Raw genomic sequence first — 25,169 nt, 5'->3', positions numbered from 1 at the left:
CTGCTGGAGATGGCCGGTGAAAGCCCTCGACGAACTGACCTTCGACAACCGCTTCGCACGCCTGGGCGACGCGTTCTCAACCCACGTTCTGCCGGAGCCCCTCGACGCGCCGCGCCTTGTGGTGGCGAGCGATGCCGCCATGGCCCTGCTCGACCTCGACCCGGCCGTGGCCGAAACGCCGGTATTTGCCGAGCTGTTTGGCGGCCACAAACTGTGGGCCGAAGCAGAACCGCGGGCGATGGTCTATTCCGGGCACCAGTTCGGCGGCTATACCCCACAACTGGGCGATGGCCGGGGGTTGTTGCTGGGCGAGGTGTACAACCAGGTTGGCGAGCATTGGGACCTGCACCTCAAGGGCGCCGGGATGACGCCGTACTCACGCATGGGCGATGGGCGTGCGGTGTTGCGCTCTTCGATTCGTGAGTTTCTCGCTTCCGAAGCCCTGCACGCTCTTGGTATCCCGAGCAGCCGCGCCTTGTGCGTGATCGGCTCCGACACGCCGGTATGGCGTGAGAAACAAGAGCGCGGCGCCATGGTGCTGCGCCTGGCTCACAGCCATATCCGCTTCGGCCATTTCGAATATTTCTACTACACCAAAAAGCCCGAGCAACAGGCCGAGCTGGCCGAACACGTGCTTAACCTGCATTACCCCGAATGCCGCGAGCAGCCTGAACCGTACCTGGCAATGTTCCGTGAAATCGTCGAGCGCAATGCCGAAATGATCGCCAAATGGCAGGCCTATGGCTTCTGCCACGGCGTGATGAACACCGACAACATGTCGATCCTGGGCATCACCTTCGACTTCGGGCCATTTGCGTTTCTGGATGATTTTGACGCGCACTTCATCTGCAACCACTCCGATCATGAAGGGCGTTACTCCTTCAGCAATCAGGTGCCGATTGGGCAGTGGAACCTCAGCGCACTGGCCCAGGCGCTGACGCCGTTTATCAGCGTGGATGCCTTAAAAGAAGCCCTTGGCCTGTACCTGCCGCTGTATCAGGCGCACTACCTGGACCTGATGCGCCGCCGCCTGGGGCTCACCACCGCCGAAGACGATGACCAGCCACTGGTGGAACGCTTGCTGAAACTGATGCAGAACAGCGGCGTGGACTACACGTTGTTCTTCCGCCGTCTGGGTGACGAGTCGGCGGCACTGGCCGTGGCGCGCTTGCGCGATGACTTTGTCGACCTGGCCGGGTTTGATGCCTGGGCCGAACAGTACAAGGCCCGTGTCGCACGGGATGGCGATTACAGCCAAGAGCAACGCCGTGAACGCATGCACGCGGTTAACCCGCTGTACATCCTGCGTAACTATCTGGCACAGAACGCCATCGCGGCTGCCGAATCAGGCGATTACAGCGAAGTGCGGCGCCTGCATGAAGCGCTTTCCAAACCCTTTGAGGAACAGCCAGGGATGGAGCAATACGCCCAGCGGCCACCGGACTGGGGCAAGCATTTGGAGATTAGTTGCTCGTCGTAAGATGATCGTTCCCACGCTCTGCGTGGGAATGCCGCCTGGGACGCTCTGCGTCCCGCCTTTTGCAGTGAATCTGCGCACGGGTGACGCGGAGCGTCACGGGATGCATTACCACGCGGAGCGTGGGAACGATCAGAACGGGACTAAATAAAGGTTTCGACCGTTACGCCAAAACGTTCGGCCAACCAACGAATTTGCCGCAGGTTGAGCTGGCGCTTGCCGCTCAATACCTCAGAGACGACCGATTGTGCGCCTACTCCGGGTAGGTCGCTCTGAGTGAGACCGTGTTCGCGCATCATGTATCGCAGCACGTCGACACCACTGGCGACCGGCATTGGGCGGTGTTCATGGTCGTAAGCCTCGATCCAGTCACTGAGAATATCCACCAGGCTCATCAGCGGGCTGTCTTCGTTTTCACCGATCAGGCTCAGTAACTCGTCCAAGCCACACACCAGCGCGTCGTAGTCCGACTCGTTTTCTGGTTTGCGCATCACGGGTGAAACAAACTGCCAGTGTTCGGCCGCTACTCGCATAAGCGCGCTCATTTTATCTTTTCCTTCCATTTGTCTTTCTCATAATCTCGGTGATCAAGCAGATACTTGATGTAAACGCGCTGCGCCCGATACTCCACGCTAGCGATCAACCTCAGCTTGTTGCCTCCGATATCGAATACGTGGAACTCCCCGACCTTATCCGTGGCGGGAAACGTGGCTTTCATCGCCGCGAAGTCTTTGGGAGTGTTTCGCCTCATTAGCCGATACCACTGGTCCAACGCTGTTGCTGAACGCGGCCACTTTTCCTTTGCTTCCCAAATCCTTTTCTCGCTGATCACTCGCATGCAACATCCTTATCGCATCTTGCTATGAAGGTTAAACCCGATTCCCGACTATCGCAATTTGCGATAACCGCAAACAGACAGATGGCGCAAAACAGAACACGCTCGAACAGCCTAGATACTGGGCCTCGCATCCACATGGGCAAACTGTGAGCGGATGAGTCACTGCCTGCGCATCTTGATAAACCCCGGACCTGGCTCCAAATACAGTCTATTGGCCGTACCTAAGGAGCCCACCATGTCCGAACCTCTTGTAATCCCCTGCCCGCATTGCAACGGTCTCAACCGCATCCCTGGCGAACGCCTGGGTGATGCGCCTAAATGCGGGCGCTGCAAGCAGCCTGTGTTGCTGAACAAGCCTTTCGAGCTGAAACAAGGCGACTACGCTAGCCAGATCAAGGGTGACCTGCCGTTGCTGGTGGATGTGTGGGCTGAGTGGTGCGGGCCGTGCAAGTCGTTTGCGCCAGTGTTTGAACAGGCGGCTGGGCAGTTGGAGGGCAAGTGCCGGTTGGCCAAGCTTGATAGTGAGGCTAATCAACAGCTGTCCGCGCAGCTGGGGATTCGCTCGATTCCGAGTTTGATTCTGTTCAAGAACGGCCGTGAAGTGGCACGCCAGAGTGGCGCGTTTCCGTTGCCGCAGTTGATGAGTTGGTTGCGTAGCCAAGGGGTTTAATCGGGTTTTCTGAGCAACACCGGACAGTGTGGGAGCGGCGGTGCGACGGTTCGACTTGCTCGCGAATGCGGTGGGTCAGTGCCAAATACAGTGGCTGACACTCCGCTTTCGCGAGCAAGCCCGCTCCCACATTTTGACCGTGTTTTAAGCTCGAGCTACGGGGGCTTCGTGGTCCATCATCTGGCCGACCAGCATTACGCCGAGTTCGCTTAATTGATGGATGGCCAGGGCCACGTCGCGGTGCTCGCCGGTGAGGTCGTTGGACAGGTTGAGCAATAGGGTTCGAACGGAAGAGAAGGTTTCGTAGCTGTTAAGCACGAGGGTTTCGGTAGGGAGATTGGGTGATACGCAGAATACGTTAGTAGCGTTTGGCATAATCAAACTTTCCTGAATTGGGCCGCCATCACACCGCTACTAAACGGAAGGGTGGCAGCTGTACGCAGGTTAGTAGACCGGTGGAAAGCCGAAGACCGGCGCACCCGAAGATGCCCTACGCACAGCCACCATCATGCTCAGACCAGAGAGTCCGATAGATGACACTTGTACGTTTCGGCTATCACACTCGGGCTACTAAACCCGATCACTGAACATTCAGCGACCGGCCAACCTTAGAGACGCCCATCCAGACGCACAAGCCGGGCGATTCTGGCTTAGCTGTAGGCAACGATACAACCCACAACCCCATTTGCCAGACCCTTCCTACAGCCTTCGTAGGAACAATCCAAATCCCCTGCTGAAACACAACACAAATGTGGGAGCGGGCTTGCTCGCGAATGCGGTAGTTCAGTCAGCTCATGTGCCGACTGACACACCGCATTCGCGAGCAAGCCCGCTCCCACAGGGGACTTGCATCGCCTGTAAAATCAGGCATTTTCCAGCAAGTTATGCAGCTCCACAAACTGCAACGTCAGTTTGTGCCGTGGGTCCAGGTGGATCAGCGGCTTGCTCTCCTGGTGCGACTCGCGCATGCGCACCGAGCTGGCCAGGTACACCGGCAGTACCGGCAAACCTTCGGCAATCAACTCATCGAGCATCTGCTGCGGCAGGCTCGCACGGGCCTGGAACTGGTTGACCACGATGCCTTCCACTTCGAGGCCTTCGTTGTGGTCTTCCTTCAATTCTTCGATTTCACGCAACAGACCATACAGCGCCTGGCGCGAGAAGCTGTCGCAATCGAACGGGATTAGTACGCGATCGGCGGCAATCAACGCCGAAACCGCATAAAAGTTCAAAGCCGGCGGCGTATCCAGGTAAATCCGGTCGTAATCTTCGCTCAACTCATCCAGCAGCTTTCGCAGCTTGTTGATCTTGTGCTTGGCCTCAAGCTTGGGCTGCAGGTCCGCAAGCTCGGCAGTCGCGGTTATCACGTGCAGGTTATCGAATGGCGTTTCGTAGATATCCACCTGGTTTTTCTTCGAAAACGGCCCGGAAGACAGGGTTTGCTTGAAGAAGTCGGCAATGCCCATCGGGATATCGTCACCGGTCAGCCCTGTGAGGTACTGGGTTGAGTTGGCCTGTGCATCGAGGTCCACCAACAGGGTCCGATAGCCTTCGCTGGCGCTCACCGCCGCCAGGTTGCAGGCGATGCTGGACTTGCCAACGCCGCCTTTTTGATTGAACACCACACGCCGCATGGAAAAAACCTCCGTGTATCAATGAATGTCCGAGTGTAGAGGGCAAAAGCGCCTGTTAGCTACCTCGTTCATCCATGCACTGGCGCATCACCCGCCGCACAAAAGGAAGAGTCCTACAATCCACACACGGCGCGGGTAAAGGACAATCTGTAAATCTTTCCGGGCAAATTGTATTCATCCGTGAACAATTTTTTACCAAAGTTTGCTAGAACCCCACAGCACCGGGATAATGCGCGCCATTCGGCCATGGTTCCCTGTCCCGGTATTCGGGGCCAACGGCTGCACATGGAAGCCCGCAGGGGCGGGATAACTTCTCAGTGATCACTTTCAATATCGACCAATGGCGCGCCTGGGCTCCGGGCCTGGAGACTGCGCACGACTGGCGTGCCTGGTGCCAGGCTCCGGTAGTATTACCGGCCAGCGATGTGTCGCCCGATGTGTCCTTCCTGCCCGCCATGCAGCGCCGCCGCCTGAGCCGGCTGGCGCGCATGGCGTTCAGCGTGGGCTGGCCGTTGGCCGAAGGTCGGCAAGACCTGCCGCTGGTGTTTATTTCCCGGCACGGCGAAACCCCGCGCACCCTCGACATCCTTAGCGACCTGGCCAACGACGAGCCGCTGTCGCCCACCCAATTCAGCCTGTCGGTGCATAACGCAGTGATTGGCCTGTGGTCGATCCTGCGCAATGAGACCTGCGAAATGACCGCCCTCGCCGCCGCCGGCGACGGCCTGGAACACGGCATGCTCGAAGCGGCTGCGCTGCTCAATGAAGGCGCCCCAGCGGTATTGCTGGTGATCACCGAAGAACAGCCGCCCGCGGCCTACGCCGACTGGATCCATGATGTGCCCTTCCCCTACGCCCTCGGCCTGTTGCTGACCCCGGGCGACGAGTGGCGACTGGAACTAAACAGCGGCGCTGTCCAACTCACTCAAACCCAGTGGCCCCACGCCCTGAACCTGCTGCGCACCCTGCTTACCGAGCAGGCCACCTGCCAACATGCCTGGAAGAACCGTGTATGGAACTGGCAACACAAGCCCTGACCGACAAGCCACGGGACGCCTACTACTGGCGCCTGTTCGCGACCGCCGCGAGCTTCTTCTGCTTTGGCGTCGGCGGGCTGTGCCTGCGTTTGCTGGTGTTCCCGCTGCTCAGTTGCCTGCCAGGCAGCGCGGCCAAACACCAGCGCCGTGCCCGCCACACCATCAGCAAACTGTTCTGGCTGTTTATTCGCCTGATGCAACGCGCCGGTGTGTTGACCTACAGCGTTGAAGGCGCCGACAAACTCGGCCGCCCAGGCCAGATGATCGTCGCCAACCACCCGTCGCTGATCGACGTGGTGTTTTTGATCGGCCTGATGCGCCAGACCAACTGCGTGGTCAAGCAGAGCCTGTTCCAGAACCCGTTCACCCGTGGGCCGGTGCGCGACGCCGGATACATCAGCAATGACGGCAGTGCCGATATGCTCGATGCGGCGGCCGATGCGCTGCGCGAAGGCCAGACGCTGATTATCTTTCCCGAGGGCACGCGCACCACGCCCGGCGCACCACCGGCCTTTCATCGCGGTGGTGCCGCCATTGCACTGCGCGGTGCGACAATCATCACCCCGGTGGTGATCAAGGTCAGCCCCACTACCCTGACCAAGGCCGAACCCTGGTATCGCATTCCCAAGCGCCGTTTTCACTTCAGTTTGCGCGTCGGTGCCGATATAGACCCACAGGCGTTTGCCACACTGGGGCCCGCGCCCCAGGCTTCACGCAAGCTCAACGATTACCTGCATCACTATTTCATTAAGGAGCTCGCCGAAGATGAGCGACCAACAACGCCTTGAGCACGACATAAAGGTGCTGATCATCGAGGCCCTGGGCCTGGAAGACATCAGCCCCGACGACATTGGCAGCGACCAGACCCTGTTCGGCGAAGGCCTCGGCCTGGATTCGGTGGACGCTCTGGAGTTGGGCCTGGCGATCCAGAAAAATTACGGCATCAAGATCGATGCCGACGCCAAAGACACGCGCAATCACTTCACCAACGTGGCCAGCCTTGCGGCATTCGTCACGGCCAAAAAGGCAGCTTGAGACCGGACCATGCAAACTCGTGACGATATTTTCAACACCCTGCGCGATGCCTTGGTGGAGCTGTTTGAACTGCCGCCTGAGCGCGTCACCCTTGACGCCAACCTGTACCAGGACCTGGAAATCGACAGCATCGATGCCGTGGACCTGATCGACCATATCAAGCGCAAGACCGGCAAGAAGATCGCCGCCGAAGAGTTCAAGGCGGTGCGCACCGTCAACGACGTGGTTGAGGCGGTGTACTGTCTGGTCCAGCCTGCCGCATGAGCCGGCTTATCGGCCTTGGCCTGTTGCTGGCGGGGCTGCTGTACCCTTTTGCGGTGTATTACGGCACCGAGCACTTTGCACCGTGGCAATTCGGTTTGCTGCTGGGCAGCCTGTGGCTGCTGCGTGCGCTGACCGGTACGCGGCGCCCCGGCAGCCGCTGGATGGCCGTGGCGGTGATCGTGTTCTGCCTGCTGCTGGCCTGGTTCGACAACCCGCAGTGGCTGCGCTGGTACCCGAGCCTGGTCAGCGCGTTCATGCTGGCGCTGTTCGGCTTGAGCCTCAAATACGGGCCGCCGATGGTCGAGCGTCTTGCACGCATGACCGACCCGCAGCTGCCGCCCAAAGCAATTGTGTACACGCGCCAGGTCACCGTGGTGTGGAGCGTGTTTTTTCTGTGTAATGGCTTGCTCGCCGCCGCCCTCACGCTGTGGGCGCCGCTGAGCTGGTGGACGTTGTACAACGGCCTCATCGCCTACGGGCTGATGGGGCTGCTGTTTGCCGTGGAATGGCTGGTACGACAAAGGGTTCGAGGCCGCGTATGAATGGGTTGAAACTTGAGCACGTGCTGCTTGAGCCGCTGGAACAACGTTCGGTCACCACCGAACCTGCGATGAATCACGCCCAACTCTGTGAGCAGGCCCTGAGCCTTGCGGCGGGCCTGCAGGCGCGCGGCTTCCAGCGCTTGGCGGTACACCTGGAAGACGCAGGCGTGCTGGCCATTGCCCTGCTGGGCGCCTGGCGTGCCGGGGTCAGCGTGCTGTTGCCTGCCGACCTGCAACCGCAGACCCGCCAACGCTGGGACGACAGCGTAGACGCCTGGCTGGTAGACGCAACCGACCTGGACGCGCTGTCTCAAGCGCCGTTGAGCCCTGCCGCGCTCGACCTCGACGCCTGCCAATTGAGCCTGTGCACCTCCGGCTCCAGCGGCGAGCCCAAGCGTATCGACAAGACCCTGCGCCAACTGGCCAACGAAGTGGCGGCGCTGGAAGCGCTGTGGGGCGCCGACCTCAAAGACGCCTGCATCATCGGCAGCGTGGCCACCCAGCACATCTACGGCTTGCTGTTTCGCGTGTTGTGGCCGCTGTGCGCCGGTCGCACCCTTGTGCGCAAACAACTGGCCTTCCCTGAAGACATGCAGCGCGCCAGCCGCGAACATGCGCAATTTGCCTGGGTCGCCAGCCCCGCACTGCTCAAGCGCATGGGCGATAACCTCGACTGGCCCGCACTGAGTAAAGTGTCGCGAGTGTTCTCCTCCGGCGGCGCGCTGCCGGTGGAAGCCGCCGGCAGCCTGTACGACCGCTTGCAGCAATGGCCGACGGAAATCCTCGGCAGCTCGGAAACCGGCGGCATCGCCTGGCGCCAGGGCGCACAGCCGTGGCAGCCATTTGCCGATGTGGAACTGAGCCAGGATGCCGACGGCGCCCTGCGCATTGCCTCGCCGTACCTGCCGGCCGGGCATATCGAACAAACCGCCGACGCGGCGCGTATTCATTCCGATGGGCGCTTCGAGCTGCTCGGGCGCCTGGACCGCATCGTCAAGCTGGAAGAAAAACGCATCTCCCTGCCCATGCTCGAACAGGCATTACTGACCCACGCCTGGGTCGCTGAAACCCGCCTGGGCGTGGTGCAGGAAAACCGCGCTTCACTCGGCGCACTGGTGGTGTTGAGCGCCGAGGGCCTGCATGCGCTGCGCAACCAAGGCCGCCGTACCGTCACCCAAACCCTGCGCGAACATTTGAGCCAACATTGCGAAGCCCTGGCCCTGCCACGACGCTGGCGCTTGCTGCGCCAGCTGCCGCTGAACAGCCAGGGCAAACTGCCCCAGGCTGACGTAGAAGCATTGCTGCTGGCGCCACGGCCAAAGGCGCCGCAGGTGCTGGAGCAAGTCGAAGCCAACGGTGAGTGGACCCTGCAACTGAGCATCCCGCCGGACCTGGCCTACTTCAGCGGCCACTTCCCGGTCACGCCGGTGCTGCCGGGCGTTGTGCAGGTGGAATGGGCCTTCAACCTCGGCCAGCAACTGCTGGATTTACCCGCGACCTTTGCCGGGATGGAAGTGCTCAAGTTCCAGCAACTGGTGCGCCCTGGTGATCAGGTTGAACTGCACCTGCGCTTCGACCCGGAACGCGGCAAGCTGTACTTCGCCTACCGCAACGGCGATGCGGCGTGCTCCAGCGGCCGGATACAACTGGTGGCCGCGCATGCTTAAGCTCTTGTGGCGAGGGAGCTTGCTCCCGCTGGAGTGCGAAGCACTCCCAACCCAGGCACCGCAATGTACCAGGATGCTCTCGGTCGACTGGGTTGAGGCTGCTTCGCAGCCCAGCGGGAGCAAGCTCCTTCGCCACAAGGGTCGCGGTAAGCCTGGGAATTGTCAGCATGCATAACCCCTGCGCCCTCATCCCGGTCTACAACCACGAAACCGCCGTAGCCGCCGTGGTGCACAGCCTGCTGAACAGCGGCCTGCCGTGCCTGCTGGTGGATGACGGCAGCAGCCCGGCGTGCGCGGCGGTATTGGCGCAACTGGCAACGCTCAATCACGTCACCTTGCTGACCCTGCCAAACAACCAAGGCAAAGGCGGCGCCGTGATGGCCGGGTTCCGCGAAGCCGCGCGCCTGGGCTACACCCACGCCCTGCAAGTGGACGCCGACGGCCAGCATGACCTGCGTGAAGTCGACAGCTTCCTCGACGCCTCGCGCACGCACCCTAACGCGGTGATCTGCGGCTACCCCGAATACGACGACAGCGTGCCCAAGGGCCGCTTGTACGCGCGCTACCTGACCCACGTGTGGGTGTGGATCAACACCCTGTCACTGCAGATTCGCGACTCGATGTGCGGTTTTCGCGTGTACCCGTTGGCACCCACCCTGGCGTTGATGGATTCGGCGTACATCGGCACGCGCATGGATTTCGACTCCGACATTCTGGTGCGCCTGGCTTGGCGCAACCAACCGATGCGCTGGCTGCCGACCCAGGTGCATTACCCCACCGACGGCGTGTCACACTTCCGCCTGTTCCGCGACAACGTGCGCATCAGCGCCATGCACACCCGGCTGTTCTTCGGCATGTTGGTGCGCGCGCCAATGATTTTATGGCGACGGTGGCAGGCATGAGCGACAGCACCAAACACTGGGCCGACCGCGAAGAGCGCGGCAGCTTCTGGCTGATGAAGCTCACCGCGTTCGCGGCCAAAGTGCTGGGCCGCCGCCTGCTGAGCCCGGTGCTGTACGGCATTGTTTTGTACTTTTTCCTGTTCGGGCGCACGGCGCGCCAAAGCGCCTGGGAATACCAGCAGCGCCTGGCCGACTGGAGCGGGCGCGACGCACTGCGCCCCAGCCATAAAAGCGTGTTCGCGCAGTTCATGGCCTTCGCCGACTCCCTGCTCGACAAGCTCGACGTGTGGAACGGCAAGCTGCGCATCGAACAGATCGAAATCAACGACCCGGCGCAATTGCGCGGGCAGTTACGTGGCGAGCGCGGCCAGATGCTGGTGGGCGCGCACTTGGGCAACCTTGAGGTATGCCGCGCACTCGCGGAGATTGGCGAGCAAGTCACCATGAACGTGCTGGTGCACACCAAGCACGCCGAACAATTCAACCGCCTGCTGGGCGAAGCCGGGGCCACGCATTTGCGCCTGATTCAGGTCAGCGAGCTGGACCCGGCGACCATGCTGCTGCTCAGCCAGCGCCTGGACGAGGGCGAGTGGCTGGCGATTGCCGGGGACCGCGTGCCGCTGCACGGCGGGCGCAAAGTGCGGGTGGATTTCCTTGGACATGCCGCCGCGTTCCCCCAAGGCCCGTGGCTGCTGGCCGGCCTGCTTAAATGCCCGGTCAACCTGCTGATGTGCCTCAAGCACAACGGCCGCTATCGCCTGAGCATCGAGCCGTTCGCCGCCTTGATCGAATGGAAGCGCAGCACCCGCGAGCACGTCATCGCCCAGTGGGCCGCCCGCTACGCCGCACGCCTGGGCGAGTTTTGCCTGGAGGCGCCCCAACAATGGTTCAACTTTTACCCTTTCTGGAAGACCGATGACCCCGCATCTTGAGCCGGTAATTTTTGGCGAACGCCACCTGCCTATCGAAGACGTGCTGGCCCTGGCCAACCGCCAGGCGCCCACGCAATTGCAGGCTGACGCAGCCTATCGCCAGCGCATCGCCAAGGGCGCGCAGTTCCTCGACTCGCTGCTGGACAAGGAAGGCGTGATCTATGGCGTGACCACCGGCTACGGCGACTCCTGCGTGGTGGCGGTGCCGTTGCAGCACGTCGAGGCGTTGCCGCGTCACCTCTACACCTTCCACGGTTGCGGCCTGGGCAAGTTGCTCGACGCCCAAGCCACCCGCGCCGTGCTCGCCGCACGCTTGCAGTCGCTGTGCCATGGCGTGTCCGGTGTGCGTGTGGAGTTGCTGGAGCGCCTGCATGCGTTCCTGGAATACGACGTGCTGCCGCTGATCCCGGAAGAAGGCTCGGTGGGCGCCAGCGGTGATCTGACGCCGCTGTCCTACGTGGCTGCGACCCTGTCCGGTGAGCGCGAAGTGCTGTTCCGTGGCGAACGTCGCCAGGCTGCCGACGTGCACCGTGAACTCGGTTGGGAGCCGCTGGTACTGCGCCCCAAGGAAGCCCTGGCACTGATGAACGGCACCGCCGTGATGACCGGCATCGCCTGCCTGGCTTTCGCCCGTGCCGACTACCTATTGCAACTGGCCACGCGCATCACCGCGTTGAACGTGGTGGCGCTGCAAGGCAACCCGGAACACTTCGACGAGCGCCTGTTCGCCGCCAAGCCGCACCCAGGGCAAATGCAAGTGGCCGCGTGGCTGCGCAAAGATTTGGCGATTGATGCGCCGACTGCGCCGCTGCACCGCTTGCAGGATCGCTACTCGCTGCGCTGCGCACCGCATGTGTTGGGCGTGCTGGCCGACAGCCTGAACTGGCTGCGCTCGTTCATCGAGATCGAGTTGAACAGCGCCAACGACAACCCGATTATCGACGCCGAAGCAGAACGCGTGCTGCACGGCGGGCACTTCTACGGCGGGCATATCGCCTTTGCCATGGACAGCCTCAAGACCCTGGTGGCCAACGTCGCCGACCTGCTCGACCGCCAGCTCGCGCTGCTGGTAGACGTGCGTTACAACCACGGCCTGCCGAGCAACCTGTCCGGCGCGCCAGCTGACCGCGCGATGATCAACCACGGCTTCAAGGCCGTGCAGATCGGTACCAGCGCCTGGACCGCCGAAGCACTGAAAAACACCATGCCGGCCAGCGTGTTCTCGCGTTCCACCGAATGCCACAACCAGGACAAGGTGAGCATGGGCACCATCGCCGCCCGCGACGCAATCCGCGTGCTGGAGCTGACCGAACAGGTTGCCGCCGCCACCTTGCTCGCCGCCAACCAAGGCGTGTGGCTGCGTGCCCAGGCTGAAGACGCGCGCCCACTGCCACCGGCCTTGGCGGCCATGCATGAAGCGCTGGCCAAGGACTTCCCGCCGGTGATCGAAGACCGCGCCCTGGAAGGCGAACTGCGCCTGTGCCTCAAACGTATCGCCGAGCAACACTGGAGGCTGCATGCGTAGCCAGGGCGTTTTGCATTGCGACACTGAAATCCTCGTGCCGTTTTTTGATGTCGACACCATGAACGTGGTGTGGCACGGGCATTACGTGAAGTACCTGGAAGTGGCGCGCTGCGCGTTGCTGGACAAGCTCGGCCACAACTACACGGCGATGCTCGAATCCGGCTACGCCTGGCCGGTGATCGACATTCAGCTGCGCTATGTGCGCGGCGCGGTGTTCGGGCAGACCATCAATGTGCGCGCCAGTTTGGTGGAATGGGAGAACCGTTTGAAGGTGAATTACCTGATCACCGACCTCGCCAGCGGTGAACGCCTCACTCGCGCCAGCACCGTGCAAGTGGCGGTAGAAATCGCCAGCCGCGAGATGCAGCTGGCTTCCCCAAAAGTATTCACCGACGCCGTAGAGAGAGCCCTGAAATGAGATTCAGTGTGGGAGCGGGCTTGCTCGCGAAGGTCGTTAACGATAACGCAGCTCGCCTGACACTACGCGGCGCACTCAGGCTATTCGCGAGCAAGCCCGCTCCCACATTGATCGCATTCGTTCTGTCGTTTTGCATTCCAAGTCTCGCACAGGCTTTCGACCTGCAGCAACTCAGCGACCAACTGGCCAAACCCGCCGTAATCCACGGCAAATTCACTCAGGAAAAACACCTGCGCGCCCTGCCCCAGCCCTTGGTCAGCAAAGGCACGTTCGTACTCGCCAAAGACCACGGCCTGCTGTGGCTGCTGAAAACGCCGCTGCAACAGGACTACCGCATCAGCGCCCAAGGCATTGCCCGGCGTGACGCCAATGGCTGGCAATTGCTGCCGAACAAGAGCGCCGGCGCCGAGCAGAATCGCCTGTTCCTCGCCGTACTCCAGGGCGACAGCAGCGGCTTGCAACGCGATTTCGACTTGCAGCTGCAAGGCGAAGCCGAGCACTGGAAGCTGACGCTGGTCCCACGTTCGCTGTTGCTCAAGCAGGTATTCACCCAGATCAATATCGACGGCGGCGAGCTGGTGCAAAAAATCGAACTGCTCGAAACCCAGGGCGACAGCACCGTGCTGCGCATGCAGGACAGCACTGCCGGCCAACCGTTGAGCGAATCGGAGCAACACGACTTTGCCCAGTGAGCGCTGGCTGCCACGGCTGTTCCTGATTCTGCTGGTGGCGGTATTGGCCCTGGCCGGCTGGCAGTGGCGCCATGGTGCGCCGTTGTCGGCCAACCTGATGGAGCTGGTGCCGGGCAGTACGCCGGACGCGCTGGAACTCAAGGCCGAACAGCGCATGCAGGAGCCACTGAACCGCGAAATGCTGGTGCTGGTGGGGCATGCCGACCGGCAAAAAGCCGTGGACGTCGCCCAGCAGCTGGGTGATCGCTGGCAAGCCAGCGGGCTGTTTGAAAAAGTGCAGTGGAACCTGCAAGCCGACTTGCCCGCACTGCGTGAACAACTGCTGCGCGGACGGCTGGCGATGCTCTCGGCCAAGGACCGCGAGCAACTGATCGAGCAGCCCGACGCGTTCATCCAGCAGCGCGTGCAAGCACTGTTCGACCCTTTCACCGGGTTCAGCCTGGTGGCGAGCCAGGACGATTGGCTGGGCCTTACCGGGCGCATCCAGAACAGCCAGCCGCAGCACGGTTCGGTGCAGCTGGATATCGGCAGCGGCGCATTGATTGCCGATGCCGACGGCAAAAACTGGGTGCTGCTGCGTGCGCGCACCACCGGCAATGCCTTTGACATGAAACTGCCGCTGCAAGTGGCGGACCTGCTCCAGGCCAGTCGCGAACAGGCCAGCGAGCAAGGCGCGCAACTGCTCGCCGCCAGCGGCCTGCTTTACGCCGCCAACGGGCAGCAACAGGCCACGCGGGAGATCACCTGGGTGGGCGGCGGCGCCACGCTGGGCATCCTGTTGTTGCTGTTGCTGGCGTTCCGGCGCTGGCGCGTGTTGCTGGCGTTTGTGCCGGTGCTGGTGGGCATGCTGTTTGGCGCGGTGGCCTGTGTGGCGCTGTTCGGCCATATGCATGTGATGACCCTGGTGCTGGGCTCCAGCCTGATCGGCGTGGCGGTGGATTACCCGCTGCACTACCTGTCCAAAAGCTGGAGCTTGCAACCGTGGCGCAGTTGGCCGGCATTGCGTCTGACCTTGCCGGGGCTGAGCCTGAGCCTGGCGACCAGTTGCATTGGCTACCTGGCGCTGGCCTGGACGCCGTTCCCGGCGCTCACGCAAATCGCGGTGTTCTCCGCCGCCGGTTTAGTCGGTGCCTACCTGTCGGCGGTGTGCCTGCTACCGGCGCTGCTAAAGGGCGTCGAACTGCGCCCGGCTCAGTGGCCGCTGCGGGTTGCCGAATGCCTGTGGCTATTGCGCGCCGCGTTACTCAAGCGCATGCCAAGCCCAGTGCTGCTGGCGCTGTTGCTGCTGTTTTGCGCGGGCGGCCTGTGGCACTTGAACAGTAAAAACGATATCCGCCAATGGGTCGGCGCCCCGCCGCAATTGCTGCAAGAAGCCCAGGCCGTGGCGCGTATCACCGGATTCCAGCCCACCAGCCAGTTTTTCCTGGTGCGCGCCGACAACCAGCAGCAGTTGCTGGAACGCCAGGCCGCCTTGGGCGAACGCCTGGATCAGTTGGTGAACATGGGCAAGCTGCAAGGCTACCTGGCGCTCAACCAACTGGTGAGCCTGCCGGCTGAGCAGCAACAACTGCGTGCTGCGCTGAACAACCTCGCGCCGCACTGGCAGCCATTGCTGGACCTGGGCGTGCCTGCCAGCGCGCTGCAAGCCGAAGTCACGCAACTGCAAGCGCTGCCCACCGAAGACATCGACGCCGCGCTGGTTGGCCCATTGGCTGAGCCTTGGCGCACCTTGTGGCTGGGGCCAGTGGACGGCGGCGTGGCGGCGATGGTCAGCCTGCAAGGCCTGAACAACCCGGCGCTGTTGCGTGTGCAGGCCATGGATTTACCCGGCGTGCAACTGGTCGACCGGCTCGGTGATTTGAACCGGGTGTTTGCCGACACGCAGATCAGCGCGGCTGAATTGAAGTTGATGTCGTGTGTGCTGATCGTGCTTTTATTGATCATGCCGTTCGGCTTTGGCGGCGCGTTGCGCATCGTCGCCCTGCCACTGCTCGCGGCGCTGTGCAGCCTCGCCAGCCTCGGTTGGCTGGGCCAGCCGCTGACCCTGTTCAGCCTGTTCGGCCTGCTGTTGGTCACCGCCATCAGCGTCGACTATGCGATCTTGATGCGCGAGCAAATCGGCGGCGCGGCCGTGAGTCTTTTAGGTACGCTGCTGGCGGCGCTGACGACCTGGTTGTCGTTTGGCCTGTTGGCGGTGTCGAGTACACCCGCCGTGAGTAATTTCGGCCTGTCGGTCAGCCTAGGCCTGGCGTTCAGCTTTATGCTGGCGCCTTGGGCCGGGCATCAGAAGCACGCCTTATGAATGTGTTAATCGCCAAAGTGGCAAGGAGCCCTCGTGCCCACAGTTGAAATGGAACGTCGCCAGGTGGTGGTGATCGGTGCCGGGCCATCCGGCGCTATCGCCGCCGCGCTGTTAAAGCGCAATGGGCATGATGTATTGATGATCGAGCGCGAGCATTTCCCGCGCTTCTCGATTGGCGAAAGCCTGCTGTCGCACTGCATCGACTTTATCGAAGAGGCCGGCATGCTCGACGCCGTGCAGGCTGCGGGTTTCCAGGTAAAAACCGGCGCGGCGTTCGCCTGGGGCGAGCGCTACAGTGCGTTTGATTTCAGTGACACCTTCAGCAACGGCAAGCCGACCACCTTCCAGGTGCAGCGCGGCGAGTTCGACAAGTTGCTGGCCGATCAGGCCGCACTGCAAGGCGTAGAGATTCGCTACGGCGAAAGCATCGTCGGCGTGGATTTCGCCGGTGAAAGCCGCTACCTGCATGTGCGCCGCGAGAACGGCAGCGCGTATCACCTCAAGGCCAAGTTCGTGCTCGATGCCAGCGGCTACGGCCGTGTGTTGTCGCGCCTGCTGGACCTGGAAGCGCCGTCGAATTTCCCGGTGCGCCAGGCGGTGTTTACTCACGTTGAAGATCACGTCACACACCCAGGTTTTGATCGCAGCAAAATCCTCGTCACCACTCACCCGACCCAGCGCGATATCTGGTTCTGGACCATCCCGTTCAGTAATGGCCGCTGCTCGGTAGGCGTGGTCGCTGCGAAAGAACGCTTTGAGGGCCGCGAAAGCGATCTCGATGCTTGCCTGCGCGGCTTCATCGCTGAGACGCCAAGCCTGGCGGGCGTGCTGCAACACGCCGTGTGGGATACGCCTGCACGCACCCTCGCCGGCTATTCGGCCAACGTCAAAACCTTGCACGGTCCAGGTTTTGCGCTGCTGGGCAATGCGGCGGAATTCCTCGACCCGGTGTTCTCCTCCGGCGTGACCATCGCCATGCGCTCGGCGAGCATGGCGGCGGGTTTGCTCAGTCGCCAACTCAAGGGCGAAAATATCGACTGGCAAACCGAGTTCGCCGAGCCGCTCAAACGCGGGGTCGACACCTTCCGTTGCTATGTCGAAGGCTGGTATGCAGGCACCTTCCAGGACGTGATTTTTCACCCAGGCAGCTCACCCGAGATTCGCCGGATGATCAGCTCGATCCTCGCCGGTTACGCCTGGGATGAGCGCAACCCGTTTGTCAGCGAGCCCAAGCGGCGCCTGCGGATGCTCTCGGAATTTTGTGCGGATGAGCCGGTATGAGTAGCCAATACCTGAGTAAAAACTACGTCGAAGAAACCCGGTTCGGTTTCTGGTTCCTGCGCAGCCACACCTGGCAGCACCACGTCTTGCGCGTGGCGATCAACGACCTGCGCAGCTTGTTCACCGACCCGCTGCCGGTGGCGCCGGTGTTGCTGGACGCCGGTTGCGGCCAGGGCAAATCGTTCCAGTATTTGCAGCAGGTGTTCGCGCCACAGCGTTTGATCGGCCTGGATGCCGACCCGCACAGCCTTGAGCTGAGCCAGGCGGAAGCCAAGCGCCAAGGCTTGGCCATTGAGCTGATCGGCAGCGACTGCGCCACGCTGCAGCTGCCGGACGCAAGCGTCGATATTGTGTTCTGCCACCAGACCTTCCACCACCTGGTTGAACAGCATCGCGCCTTAAAAGAGTTCTATCGCGTGCTCAAGCCGGGCGGCTATCTGCTGTTTGCCGAATCCACCGAAGCCTATATCGACACCTGGGTGATTCGCTGGCTGTTCCGCCACCCGATGCATGTGCAGAAGAGCGCTGAAGAATACCTGGAGATGTTGCGCGAGCAGGGTTTTGAGTTCGGCCCGCAGAACGTTTCGTACCCGTATTTGTGGTGGAGCCGCTCCAGCGATTTCGGCCTGCTCGAACGCTGGGGCCTGCGCAACCCGCCGCCGGTTGGCCAGCGCGAAGAAACCCTGGTCAACTGCGTGGCGCGTAAACCTTTAGCGAGCGCCCAAACATGATTCGCATGCTGTTGATAAGTTGCCTGTTGCTGCTGAGCGCCTGCGTCAGCCAGCCGCCGCTGCCCGAAAAAACCCCGGCCCTGGCCTTGCCCATGCAACTGCACGTGCAGCGCCGGGCAAACGGTGAGACCCAGGACTGGCTGCTGGTAATCCAGCGCGAAGGCGCGGCCATTCGCTGGTCGATGATGGACCCATTGGGCATTCCCCAGGCCCGACAAAAGCTGATCAATGGCCAGTGGCAGGCCGACGGCTTGCTACCGCCCAATCCGCAGGCGCGTGAGCTGTTTGCCGCACTGTTGTTTGCGCTGACCTCAGCCGATGACGTGCCCACGCTGTATCCGAGCGCACAGGCGAGGGACCTGACGCGCACGCTGCCGGGGCATTGGCAGATCGTGTATCAGTCCTCCGAGGTGTTCAGCGTGAACATGGCGGGCCAGCCGTTGAGCTACCGCATCACGCCACTTGGGGCGGCGCGATGACGGCTTACCTGAATGCCCTGGGCGTGATCTGCGCCCTGGGCCGCGGCCCGGCTGAAGTCAGCCGCAGCCTGTTTGCCGGCGATTGCTCCGGCATGCGCGCCGAAGGCGGTTGGGTGCCGGAACGCGTGCTGCCGGTGGGCGGTGTGCGCAGCGAGCTGGTGGCAATCCCGGCTGAGCTACGCCCGCAGAGCAGCCGCAATAACCAGTTGCTGCTGGAAGCGGCCGTGCAGATTGAAAGCGAGCTGCGCCAGGCAATCCACACCTACGGCGCCTCGCGGGTTGGTATTGTGCTGGGCACCAGCACCTCGGGTATCGATGAAGCCAGCCGTGGCATCGCGCATTACCTGCGTGAGCAGCAGTTCCCGGGCGACTATGACTACCAGCAACAAGAACTCAGCGCACCGGCGAATTTTCTCGCCGACTGGTTGCACGTCAGCGGCCCGGCCTATGTGATTTCTACTGCTTGCACCTCCAGCGCCCGTGCGCTGATGAGCGCCCAGCGCCTGCTCGACCTGGATGTGTGTGATGCGGTGATCTGCGGCGGTGTCGACAGTTTGTGCAAGCTGACGCTGAACGGTTTTACCGCGCTGGAAGCGGTCGCCAGCGAGCGTTGCAATCCGTTTTCGGTGAACCGCAACGGCATCAATATCGGCGAAGCGGCGGTGCTGTTTCTGATGACTAAAACGCCTGCGCCGATTGCCCTGCTGGGCAGCGGCGCCAGTTGCGATGCGCACCATATCTCCGCGCCCGAGCCCACCGGCAAAGGTGCGTTGCAGGCGATGCGCAAAGCGCTGGCCAGCGCCAAACTTGAACCGGAACACATCGGCTACCTGAACCTGCACGGCACCGCCACGCAGCATAACGACGCCATGGAAAGCCTGGCCGTCGCCAGCCTGTTTCCTCAAGGCGTAGCGTGTTCGTCGACCAAGCCCATGAGCGGCCACACCCTCGGTGCCGCAGGCGCTCTCGAAGCGGCGTTTTGCTGGTTGAGCCTGGTGCATGACCGTGTACCGCCGCATGTGTGGGACGGCCAAGCCGACCCGGCGCTGCCCGCGTTGCAGTGGGCACAGACCGGCGACACCTTGAAAAAACGCTGCCTGATGAGCAACTCGTTTGCCTTCGGCGGCAATAACGTCAGCCTGATAATCGCGGAGGCCCCATGATCGATTGGCCACTCGCCGAACTGCTGCCCCACGCGGGCGACATGATCCTGATCGACCAGGTGCTGTCGTTCGATGAAGAGCAGGTTCACACCCGCGCCACCGTCAAGCCCGGCGGCCTGTTCAACCGGCCGGATGGCAGCCTGCCGGCCTGGGTTGGCATCGAGCTGATGGCGCAAAGCGTCGCCGCCTATGCCGGTTGCCGCGCGCGCCAGAACGGCGAGGCAGTGGAACTGGGTTTCCTGCTCGGCACGCGCAAATTTGAATGCAACGTGGAGCACTTCCCGGCCGGTGCCGAGCTGCGCATCCACGGCCTGCGCTCGCTGGAAGACGACAACGGCATGGGTGTGTTCGAATGCCACCTCACCGGCGACGGTATCCAGGCCAGCGCACGCTTGAACGTATTTCGACCGCCCCAGGCGGCCAACTATTTAGAAGAACCGAAGGACGCAACGCCATGACTGAATCCGTACTGGTCACCGGCTCCAGCCGTGGCATCGGCCGCGCCATTGCCCTGCGCCTGGCCCAGGCCGGGCATGACATCGTGCTGCATTGCCGCAGTGGCCGCGCTGAAGCGGACGCGGCAAAAGTCGAGATCGAGGCATTGGGTCGCAAGGCGCGGGTGTTGCAATTTGATGTGGCGGATCGCGCCAGCTGCAAGCAAATCCTTGAGGCCGACGTGGAGCAACATGGCGCCTATTACGGCGTGGTGCTCAACGCGGGCCTGACCCGTGACGGCGCGTTCCCGGCGTTGTCGGAAGACGATTGGGATGTGGTAATGCGCACCAACCTGGATGGTTTCTACAACGTGCTGCACCCGGTGATGATGCCGATGATTCGTCGTCGCGCGGCTGGCCGTATCGTCTGTATCACCTCGGTTTCCGGTTTGATCGGCAACCGTGGCCAGGTCAACTACAGCGCCTCCAAAGCCGGTTTGATCGGCGCAGCCAAGGCGCTGGCGATTGAACTGGGCAAGCGCAAGATCACCGTCAACTGCGTGGCACCCGGGTTGATCGACACGGCGATGCTGGATGAAAACGTGCCGGTTGAAGAACTGATGAAGATGATCCCGGCGCAACGCATGGGCACCCCGGAAGAAGTCGCCGGTGCGGTGAACTTCCTGATGTCGGCCGAGGCCGGCTATATCACGCGCCAAGTGCTGGCCGTGAACGGGGGCTTGTGCTGATGAAACGCGTCGTCGTCACCGGCATGGCCGGCATGACCTCCCTGGGCAGCGATTGGGACACCATCGCCGCCAACTTTCGCGCCAACCGCAGCGGTATTCGGCGCATGGATGAGTGGGACCGTTTTACCGAATTGAACACGCGCCTGGCCGGGCCGATCGACGATTTCGTCGTGCCTGCCCACTGGACGCGCAAGCAACTGCGCAGCATGGGCCGCGTCTCACGCCTGGCGGTGTGGGCGGCGGAACAGGCGTTGCAGGATGCCGGCTTGCTCGGCGATGAATCGATCAAGGACGGGCGCATGGGCGTGGCCTGTGGTTCGTCCACCGGCAGCACCGATGAGATCAAGGCGTTCGGCAATATGCTGCTGAACTCGGTGGCCGAGGGGCTGAATGCCAACTCCTACGTGCGCATGATGCCGCACACCACGGCGGCAAATATCAGCATCTTCTTTGGCCTCACCGGGCGGCTGATCCCAACCTCCAGCGCCTGCACCAGCGGCAGCCAGGGCATCGGCTACGCCTACGAGGCGATCAAGTTCGGCCGCTTGCCGTTGATGCTTGCCGGCGGCGCCGAAGAGCTGTGCCCCACCGAAGCCATGGTGTTCGACGCGCTGTACGCCACCAGCCTTAAAAACGATGCGCCACAGACCAGCCCACGCCCTTACGACAGCGGCCGCGACGGCCTGGTGATCGGCGAAGGCGGCGGCATGTTGGTACTCGAAGAACTGGAACACGCCCTGGCGCGCGGTGCGCATATCCACGCCGAACTGGTGGGCTTCGGCAGCAACGCCGACGGCCAGCACACCACGCGCCCGGAGCAGAAAACCATGCGCCGCGCCATGGAGCTGGCGCTGGAAGATGCCGGGCTTGAGCCATCCGCCATCGGCTACGTCAACGGCCATGGCACCGCCACCGACCAAGGCGACATCGCCGAGACGCTGGCCACCAGCAGCCTGTTCGGCAGCCGCATGCCGATCAGTTCGCAGAAGAGCTTTCTGGGCCACACCTTGGGCGCCTGTGGTGCGCTGGAGTCATGGTTCAGCATCGAAATGATGAACCGTGACCAGTACGTGCACACCTTCAACCTGGATACCGTTGACCCGCAATGCGGCGAGCTGGATTACCTGCAAGGTGGGTTTCGCGAAATGCACAACGACTACGTGATGAACAACAACTTTGCCTTTGGCGGCGTCAACACTTCGTTGATCTTTCGCCGCTGGTGCTGATTTTTAATTGATTGGAGAAAACGGAATGTCTTCCTTGCTACGCGCCACGCTGATCACTCTGGCCCTGCTGACCATCGCCGGTTGCACCAACAAACCCGTGCTCAACACCCAGCACGATTTGCCCGCCACGGCCCAGCTCAGCGAAGAAAACATCAAACAGGTGATCGTCGCGGCCCTGCAAAAACGCGAATGGACCGTGCAACGCCTGAGCCCGCATCTGGTGCAGGCCGAAATCACTGTGCGTAACCAATTCCACGCCGAAATCGACATCCGCTACACCCGCACCAGCTACGCCATCACTTACCGTGACAGCCGCGACCTGGGCTACAAGGACGGCAAGATCCATCGCAACTACAACCGCTGGGTCAGCATGCTGGATCGCGACATCATGGCCCGCTTGCAGAGTGCGGGTATCAATGGCGTGGAGGCGTTGAAACAGAACTGAGGCTTTCAGTTCTGCAGAAACGACAAAGGGCGCCTTTCGGCGCCCTCTTCACAAACAGGTTGGCTTGTCATCGCCGCTTCCTGCCCGGCTCTGCGATGGCTGGTTACCCAGGATCCTCAGAGTCTCACAAGCCCCTTTCGGGAACCCGGCCAGTATGCCTGAAAACAGGTCGCCTGCAATCGGTGGCAAAGCGCCGCCGTCCTTACGACGAGTACAGTACATGTGGCGAGCGGGCTTGCCCCGCGTTGGGTTGCGCAGCAGCCCCAAAACCTGACAACGTGATCAACATGAAATAACGCGGTGATTTTTATTGGGGTCGCTGCGCAACCCAACGCGGGGCAAGCCCGCTCGCCACAACAAGCCCGCTCGCCACTAGCAGCTCCACAAAGGCCTTGGCCATTGGCGTTTGCGCGCCCTTGCGTTGTACCAGCCACACCGCCGTCACGGCCTCTCGATCGAGCAAGGTGCGATAGGCCACGCCATCAATGCGAATGCGCTGGTAAGACGCCGGCAGCACCGACACCCCCAGCCCCGCCGCCACCAGACCGATGATGGTCATCGCCTCCCCGGCCTCCTGGGCGAAGTGCGGGCTGAAGCCGGCATCGCGGGCCAGGTTAAGCAGTTGAGCGTAGAGGCCGCTGCCGTAGGTGCGTGGGAAAAATACAAACGGTTCCTCGGCCAGTTGCGCCAGGTGCAGGCCGCGCTCGCTGCCTTCCACCAACGGATGGCCAGCATTCAATACCGCAACCAAAGGCTCGCGCATCAACTCGATTACGCTCAGAGAATCCGGCAACGGCAGCGGGCGCATCAAGCCCACCTGAATCGACTCATCCACCAGCGACTCGGCCACCTCGGTGCTGCTCATTTCCTGCAGATTCAGGTGCACCGCCGGGAAGGCTTTACGAAACGCAAAGATCGCCTGTGGAATGCTGGAGTTGAATGGCGCCGACGAGGTGAAGCCGATCTTCAATTCGCCCAGCTCGCCCAATTGCGCGCGGCGGGCCACGTCGGCGGCTTTATCCACCTGCGCCAGCACCAAGCGCGCCTCTTGCAGGAACAACCGGCCAGCCTCGCTCAGCTCCACCCGACGGTTGGTACGCTCAAACAAACGTGCGCCGACCTCCTGTTCCAGCGCCTGGATCTGCTGGCTCAACGGCGGTTGCGAGATGCCCAGCACCTGCGCGGCGCGGCCAAAATGCAGCTCTTCGGCGACGGCAATAAAGTACCGCAAGTGACGCAATTCCATGCAAACCTCATTAGGTCGTAAAAGCTCTTAAACAGGTCGAACAATATATTGGAAAGAATCATTAGGCAGCTATATTCTTTTTCGTATTGCCAGTCCTGGCAGGCTTTTCCTCCCCGAGGTCCCCGTGAAATCTGCTGTCGCGCCATTCGCTCAAGAAGTCCCGACCACCGCTTTGGATGAGGTGGTCGCTCAGCTCAATGACGAGTACATCGAAAAAGGCACGCCGATGTTCATGCGCACAGTGCTGGCGCTGTTCTCCGGCGGGTTTGCGACCTTTGCACTGCTGTACTGCGTGCAGCCGATGATGCCGGCGCTGTCCCACGAGTTTTCCATCAATGCGGCACAAAGCAGCCTGATCCTCTCCGTCGCCACGGCGATGCTGGCGCTGGGCCTGCTGATCACCGGGCCGATTTCCGACCGCTTGGGGCGCAAGCCGGTGATGGTTGCTGCATTGTTCTGTGCCGCGCTGGCCACCATCGCCAGCGGCTTGATGCCGACTTGGGAAGGCATTCTGCTGATGCGTGCGCTGGTGGGCCTGTCGTTAAGCGGCTTGGCCGCCGTGGCGATGACGTACCTGAGTGAAGAGATCCACCCCCAGCACATCGGCCTGGCCATGGGCCTGTACATCGGCGGCAACGCGATTGGCGGCATGAGCGGGCGTTTGATCATCGGCGTGTTGATCGACTTTGTAAGCTGGCACACCGCAATGCTGATTATCGGCGCCCTGGCGCTGATCGCGGCCACGGTGTTCTGGAAAATCCTGCCTGAATCGCGCAACTTCCGCGCCAGCAGCCTCAAGCCCCGCAACCTGGTGGACGGTTTTGTCATGCACTTCAAGGACGCGGGCCTGCCGTGGCTGTTCCTCGAAGCCTTCCTGTTGATGGGCGCGTTTGTGACCATGTTCAACTACATCGGCTATCGCCTGCTGGCTTCGCCCTACGAGCTGAGCCAGGCGGTGGTCGGCCTGTTGTCGCTGGTGTATCTGTCGGGCATCTACAGCTCGGCGAAAATCGGCTCCCTGGCTGACCGACTCGGCCGCCGTCGCGTGCTGTGGGGCACCATCGTGTTGATGCTGTCGGGGATGCTGCTGACCTTGTTCACGCCGCTATGGCTAGTGGTGCCGGGCATGCTGATCTTCACCTTCGGCTTCTTCGGCGCGCATTCGGTGGCCAGCAGCTGGATTGGCAGGCGGGCGGTGAAGGCCAAAGGGCAGGCGTCGTCGCTGTACCTGTTCTGCTACTACGTGGGGTCGAGTATTGCGGGGACGGCGGGCGGGTTCTTCTGGCACTTTGCCGGGTGGAACGGGATTGGCGGGTTTATCGTGGCGTTGCTGATGGGTGCGCTGCTGGTGGCGCTGAAGCTGGCGAAGTTGCCGCCGCTGAGAAATGTTCAGGCCTGATGCAACAATGTTTTTAATGTGGGAGCGGGCTTGCTCGCGAATGCGGAGTGTCAGTCGAAAAATTCGTCACTGAATCACCGC

At 62.0% G+C, this 25,169-nt stretch carries 28 protein-coding genes; 23 read left to right on the top strand and 5 right to left on the bottom strand.

Annotated elements, in window-relative coordinates:
• Positions 1 to 16: 16 nt before the first annotated feature.
• Positions 17 to 1,480: a protein adenylyltransferase SelO gene (gene selO / locus ACTD9P_RS20245; protein WP_438869096.1), complete on the top strand. Its 1,464-nt coding sequence runs from the start codon at positions 17 to 19 to the stop codon at positions 1,478 to 1,480.
• A 140-nt stretch (positions 1,481 to 1,620) separates the two neighbouring features.
• On the opposite strand, the gene ACTD9P_RS20240 is transcribed toward selO, so the two are convergent.
• The gene (locus ACTD9P_RS20240; protein WP_065930729.1) at positions 1,621 to 2,022 is read right to left on the bottom strand and encodes a helix-turn-helix domain-containing protein; all 402 of its coding nucleotides are present in this window, start codon (positions 2,020 to 2,022) and stop codon (positions 1,621 to 1,623) included.
• Entirely contained in the window at positions 2,019 to 2,315 is a 297-nt protein-coding gene (locus tag ACTD9P_RS20235; protein WP_438869095.1) for a type II toxin-antitoxin system HigB family toxin, read from the bottom strand. The genes ACTD9P_RS20240 and ACTD9P_RS20235 overlap by 4 nt, the downstream gene beginning before the upstream one ends.
• Before the next feature lie 235 nt (positions 2,316 to 2,550).
• Between ACTD9P_RS20235 and trxC the strand changes: the two genes are divergently transcribed.
• Positions 2,551 to 2,985, top strand: coding sequence for a thioredoxin TrxC (gene trxC, locus ACTD9P_RS20230; RefSeq protein WP_017138537.1), 435 nt, complete (start codon positions 2,551 to 2,553; stop codon positions 2,983 to 2,985).
• A 144-nt stretch (positions 2,986 to 3,129) separates the two neighbouring features.
• On the opposite strand, the gene ACTD9P_RS20225 is transcribed toward trxC, so the two are convergent.
• Both ACTD9P_RS20225 and ACTD9P_RS20220 read right to left on the bottom strand, forming a co-directional pair.
• Positions 3,130 to 3,360 (bottom strand): DUF6124 family protein, encoded by a 231-nt coding sequence (locus tag ACTD9P_RS20225; protein ID WP_438869094.1) that lies wholly within the window; start codon positions 3,358 to 3,360, stop codon positions 3,130 to 3,132.
• 488 nt (positions 3,361 to 3,848) lie between these two features.
• Positions 3,849 to 4,619, bottom strand: coding sequence for a ParA family protein (locus ACTD9P_RS20220; RefSeq protein ID WP_017138539.1), 771 nt, complete (start codon positions 4,617 to 4,619; stop codon positions 3,849 to 3,851).
• A 317-nt stretch (positions 4,620 to 4,936) separates the two neighbouring features.
• Here ACTD9P_RS20220 and ACTD9P_RS20215 point away from each other — a divergent pair, with 317 nt between their 5' ends.
• From ACTD9P_RS20215 to ACTD9P_RS20120, 20 genes are all read left to right on the top strand, one after another.
• Positions 4,937 to 5,656: a beta-ketoacyl synthase chain length factor gene (locus ACTD9P_RS20215; RefSeq protein ID WP_438869093.1), complete on the top strand. Its 720-nt coding sequence runs from the start codon at positions 4,937 to 4,939 to the stop codon at positions 5,654 to 5,656.
• Complete coding sequence (locus tag ACTD9P_RS20210; protein ID WP_438869092.1) at positions 5,632 to 6,444, top strand: lysophospholipid acyltransferase family protein; 813 nt, start codon at positions 5,632 to 5,634, stop codon at positions 6,442 to 6,444. The genes ACTD9P_RS20215 and ACTD9P_RS20210 overlap by 25 nt, the downstream gene beginning before the upstream one ends.
• On the top strand, positions 6,422 to 6,691 hold the full coding sequence (locus tag ACTD9P_RS20205; RefSeq protein WP_438869091.1) for a phosphopantetheine-binding protein: 270 nt from the start codon (positions 6,422 to 6,424) through the stop codon (positions 6,689 to 6,691). The genes ACTD9P_RS20210 and ACTD9P_RS20205 overlap by 23 nt, the downstream gene beginning before the upstream one ends.
• 9 nt (positions 6,692 to 6,700) lie before the next feature.
• Positions 6,701 to 6,955, top strand: coding sequence for an acyl carrier protein (locus ACTD9P_RS20200; RefSeq protein ID WP_438869090.1), 255 nt, complete (start codon positions 6,701 to 6,703; stop codon positions 6,953 to 6,955).
• Positions 6,952 to 7,497, top strand: coding sequence for a COG4648 family protein (locus tag ACTD9P_RS20195; RefSeq protein WP_438869088.1), 546 nt, complete (start codon positions 6,952 to 6,954; stop codon positions 7,495 to 7,497). Before ACTD9P_RS20200 ends, ACTD9P_RS20195 begins: the two co-directional genes overlap by 4 nt.
• Positions 7,494 to 9,164 (top strand): ApeI family dehydratase, encoded by a 1,671-nt coding sequence (locus tag ACTD9P_RS20190; RefSeq protein WP_438869087.1) that lies wholly within the window; start codon positions 7,494 to 7,496, stop codon positions 9,162 to 9,164. Before ACTD9P_RS20195 ends, ACTD9P_RS20190 begins: the two co-directional genes overlap by 4 nt.
• Positions 9,165 to 9,331: 167 nt before the next feature.
• Complete coding sequence (locus tag ACTD9P_RS20185; RefSeq protein ID WP_438869085.1) at positions 9,332 to 10,066, top strand: glycosyltransferase family 2 protein; 735 nt, start codon at positions 9,332 to 9,334, stop codon at positions 10,064 to 10,066.
• On the top strand, positions 10,063 to 10,998 hold the full coding sequence (locus ACTD9P_RS20180) for a lysophospholipid acyltransferase family protein (RefSeq protein ID WP_438869083.1): 936 nt from the start codon (positions 10,063 to 10,065) through the stop codon (positions 10,996 to 10,998). The genes ACTD9P_RS20185 and ACTD9P_RS20180 overlap by 4 nt, the downstream gene beginning before the upstream one ends.
• Positions 10,982 to 12,523: an HAL/PAL/TAL family ammonia-lyase gene (locus ACTD9P_RS20175; protein WP_438869082.1), complete on the top strand. Its 1,542-nt coding sequence runs from the start codon at positions 10,982 to 10,984 to the stop codon at positions 12,521 to 12,523. Before ACTD9P_RS20180 ends, ACTD9P_RS20175 begins: the two co-directional genes overlap by 17 nt.
• Positions 12,516 to 12,941, top strand: coding sequence for an acyl-CoA thioesterase (locus ACTD9P_RS20170; RefSeq protein WP_438869080.1), 426 nt, complete (start codon positions 12,516 to 12,518; stop codon positions 12,939 to 12,941). Before ACTD9P_RS20175 ends, ACTD9P_RS20170 begins: the two co-directional genes overlap by 8 nt.
• Positions 12,938 to 13,633 carry an outer membrane lipoprotein carrier protein LolA gene (locus ACTD9P_RS20165; protein ID WP_438869079.1) on the top strand — a complete coding sequence of 232 codons (696 nt, stop codon included), beginning with the start codon at positions 12,938 to 12,940 and terminating at the stop codon, positions 13,631 to 13,633. Before ACTD9P_RS20170 ends, ACTD9P_RS20165 begins: the two co-directional genes overlap by 4 nt.
• A complete protein-coding gene (locus ACTD9P_RS20160) occupies positions 13,623 to 15,935 on the top strand; it encodes an MMPL family transporter (protein WP_438869078.1) in 2,313 nt (770 codons plus the stop codon). The genes ACTD9P_RS20165 and ACTD9P_RS20160 overlap by 11 nt, the downstream gene beginning before the upstream one ends.
• 33 nt (positions 15,936 to 15,968) lie before the next feature.
• On the top strand, positions 15,969 to 17,216 hold the full coding sequence (locus ACTD9P_RS20155) for an NAD(P)/FAD-dependent oxidoreductase (protein WP_438869077.1): 1,248 nt from the start codon (positions 15,969 to 15,971) through the stop codon (positions 17,214 to 17,216).
• Entirely contained in the window at positions 17,213 to 17,947 is a 735-nt protein-coding gene (locus ACTD9P_RS20150) for a class I SAM-dependent methyltransferase (RefSeq protein WP_438869076.1), read from the top strand. Before ACTD9P_RS20155 ends, ACTD9P_RS20150 begins: the two co-directional genes overlap by 4 nt.
• Positions 17,944 to 18,426, top strand: coding sequence for a hypothetical protein (locus ACTD9P_RS20145; protein ID WP_438869075.1), 483 nt, complete (start codon positions 17,944 to 17,946; stop codon positions 18,424 to 18,426). Before ACTD9P_RS20150 ends, ACTD9P_RS20145 begins: the two co-directional genes overlap by 4 nt.
• Positions 18,423 to 19,589 carry a beta-ketoacyl-[acyl-carrier-protein] synthase family protein gene (locus ACTD9P_RS20140; protein ID WP_438869074.1) on the top strand — a complete coding sequence of 389 codons (1,167 nt, stop codon included), beginning with the start codon at positions 18,423 to 18,425 and terminating at the stop codon, positions 19,587 to 19,589. The genes ACTD9P_RS20145 and ACTD9P_RS20140 overlap by 4 nt, the downstream gene beginning before the upstream one ends.
• Complete coding sequence (locus tag ACTD9P_RS20135; RefSeq protein WP_056860605.1) at positions 19,586 to 20,047, top strand: hotdog family protein; 462 nt, start codon at positions 19,586 to 19,588, stop codon at positions 20,045 to 20,047. The genes ACTD9P_RS20140 and ACTD9P_RS20135 overlap by 4 nt, the downstream gene beginning before the upstream one ends.
• Entirely contained in the window at positions 20,044 to 20,772 is a 729-nt protein-coding gene (gene fabG / locus ACTD9P_RS20130) for a 3-oxoacyl-ACP reductase FabG (RefSeq protein WP_438869073.1), read from the top strand. The genes ACTD9P_RS20135 and fabG overlap by 4 nt, the downstream gene beginning before the upstream one ends.
• Positions 20,772 to 21,998 (top strand): beta-ketoacyl-ACP synthase, encoded by a 1,227-nt coding sequence (locus ACTD9P_RS20125; RefSeq protein WP_438869072.1) that lies wholly within the window; start codon positions 20,772 to 20,774, stop codon positions 21,996 to 21,998. Before fabG ends, ACTD9P_RS20125 begins: the two co-directional genes overlap by 1 nt.
• 25 nt (positions 21,999 to 22,023) lie before the next feature.
• Positions 22,024 to 22,443 carry a hypothetical protein gene (locus ACTD9P_RS20120; RefSeq protein WP_438869071.1) on the top strand — a complete coding sequence of 140 codons (420 nt, stop codon included), beginning with the start codon at positions 22,024 to 22,026 and terminating at the stop codon, positions 22,441 to 22,443.
• Between the two features lie 307 nt (positions 22,444 to 22,750).
• Here ACTD9P_RS20120 and ACTD9P_RS20115 read toward each other — a convergent pair whose 3' ends face one another.
• Entirely contained in the window at positions 22,751 to 23,689 is a 939-nt protein-coding gene (locus ACTD9P_RS20115; protein ID WP_438869070.1) for a LysR family transcriptional regulator, read from the bottom strand.
• A 172-nt stretch (positions 23,690 to 23,861) separates the two neighbouring features.
• On the opposite strand from ACTD9P_RS20115, the gene ACTD9P_RS20110 reads away from it, so the two are divergent.
• Positions 23,862 to 25,088, top strand: coding sequence for an MFS transporter (locus tag ACTD9P_RS20110; protein ID WP_371923634.1), 1,227 nt, complete (start codon positions 23,862 to 23,864; stop codon positions 25,086 to 25,088).
• Positions 25,089 to 25,169: the final 81 nt, after the last annotated feature.

The organism is Pseudomonas onubensis (genome assembly GCF_965653655.1).
Lineage (GTDB): Bacteria > Pseudomonadota > Gammaproteobacteria > Pseudomonadales > Pseudomonadaceae > Aquipseudomonas.
Note: the sequence above shows the minus strand (reverse complement) of the source record. Positions and strands in the feature narration are given on the sequence as shown.

Bases quoted from the DNA above. Each gene is read 5' to 3' on its own strand.
- ACTD9P_RS20240 (WP_065930729.1), bottom strand. From the start codon at position 2,022: ATGAGCGCGCTTATGCGAGTAGCGGCCGAACACTGGCAGTTTGTTTCA.
- ACTD9P_RS20235 (WP_438869095.1), bottom strand. From the start codon at position 2,315: ATGCGAGTGATCAGCGAGAAAAGGATTTGGGAAGCAAAGGAAAAGTGG.
- trxC (WP_017138537.1), top strand. From the start codon at position 2,551: ATGTCCGAACCTCTTGTAATCCCCTGCCCGCATTGCAACGGTCTCAAC.
- ACTD9P_RS20225 (WP_438869094.1), bottom strand. From the start codon at position 3,360: ATGCCAAACGCTACTAACGTATTCTGCGTATCACCCAATCTCCCTACC.
- ACTD9P_RS20220 (WP_017138539.1), bottom strand. From the start codon at position 4,619: ATGCGGCGTGTGGTGTTCAATCAAAAAGGCGGCGTTGGCAAGTCCAGC.
- ACTD9P_RS20210 (WP_438869092.1), top strand. From the start codon at position 5,632: ATGGAACTGGCAACACAAGCCCTGACCGACAAGCCACGGGACGCCTAC.
- ACTD9P_RS20205 (WP_438869091.1), top strand. From the start codon at position 6,422: ATGAGCGACCAACAACGCCTTGAGCACGACATAAAGGTGCTGATCATC.
- ACTD9P_RS20200 (WP_438869090.1), top strand. From the start codon at position 6,701: ATGCAAACTCGTGACGATATTTTCAACACCCTGCGCGATGCCTTGGTG.
- ACTD9P_RS20195 (WP_438869088.1), top strand. From the start codon at position 6,952: ATGAGCCGGCTTATCGGCCTTGGCCTGTTGCTGGCGGGGCTGCTGTAC.
- ACTD9P_RS20190 (WP_438869087.1), top strand. From the start codon at position 7,494: ATGAATGGGTTGAAACTTGAGCACGTGCTGCTTGAGCCGCTGGAACAA.
- ACTD9P_RS20185 (WP_438869085.1), top strand. From the start codon at position 9,332: ATGCATAACCCCTGCGCCCTCATCCCGGTCTACAACCACGAAACCGCC.
- ACTD9P_RS20180 (WP_438869083.1), top strand. From the start codon at position 10,063: ATGAGCGACAGCACCAAACACTGGGCCGACCGCGAAGAGCGCGGCAGC.
- ACTD9P_RS20175 (WP_438869082.1), top strand. From the start codon at position 10,982: ATGACCCCGCATCTTGAGCCGGTAATTTTTGGCGAACGCCACCTGCCT.
- ACTD9P_RS20170 (WP_438869080.1), top strand. From the start codon at position 12,516: ATGCGTAGCCAGGGCGTTTTGCATTGCGACACTGAAATCCTCGTGCCG.
- ACTD9P_RS20165 (WP_438869079.1), top strand. From the start codon at position 12,938: ATGAGATTCAGTGTGGGAGCGGGCTTGCTCGCGAAGGTCGTTAACGAT.
- ACTD9P_RS20150 (WP_438869076.1), top strand. From the start codon at position 17,213: ATGAGTAGCCAATACCTGAGTAAAAACTACGTCGAAGAAACCCGGTTC.
- ACTD9P_RS20145 (WP_438869075.1), top strand. From the start codon at position 17,944: ATGATTCGCATGCTGTTGATAAGTTGCCTGTTGCTGCTGAGCGCCTGC.
- ACTD9P_RS20140 (WP_438869074.1), top strand. From the start codon at position 18,423: ATGACGGCTTACCTGAATGCCCTGGGCGTGATCTGCGCCCTGGGCCGC.
- ACTD9P_RS20135 (WP_056860605.1), top strand. From the start codon at position 19,586: ATGATCGATTGGCCACTCGCCGAACTGCTGCCCCACGCGGGCGACATG.
- fabG (WP_438869073.1), top strand. From the start codon at position 20,044: ATGACTGAATCCGTACTGGTCACCGGCTCCAGCCGTGGCATCGGCCGC.
- ACTD9P_RS20125 (WP_438869072.1), top strand. From the start codon at position 20,772: ATGAAACGCGTCGTCGTCACCGGCATGGCCGGCATGACCTCCCTGGGC.
- ACTD9P_RS20120 (WP_438869071.1), top strand. From the start codon at position 22,024: ATGTCTTCCTTGCTACGCGCCACGCTGATCACTCTGGCCCTGCTGACC.
- ACTD9P_RS20115 (WP_438869070.1), bottom strand. From the start codon at position 23,689: ATGGAATTGCGTCACTTGCGGTACTTTATTGCCGTCGCCGAAGAGCTG.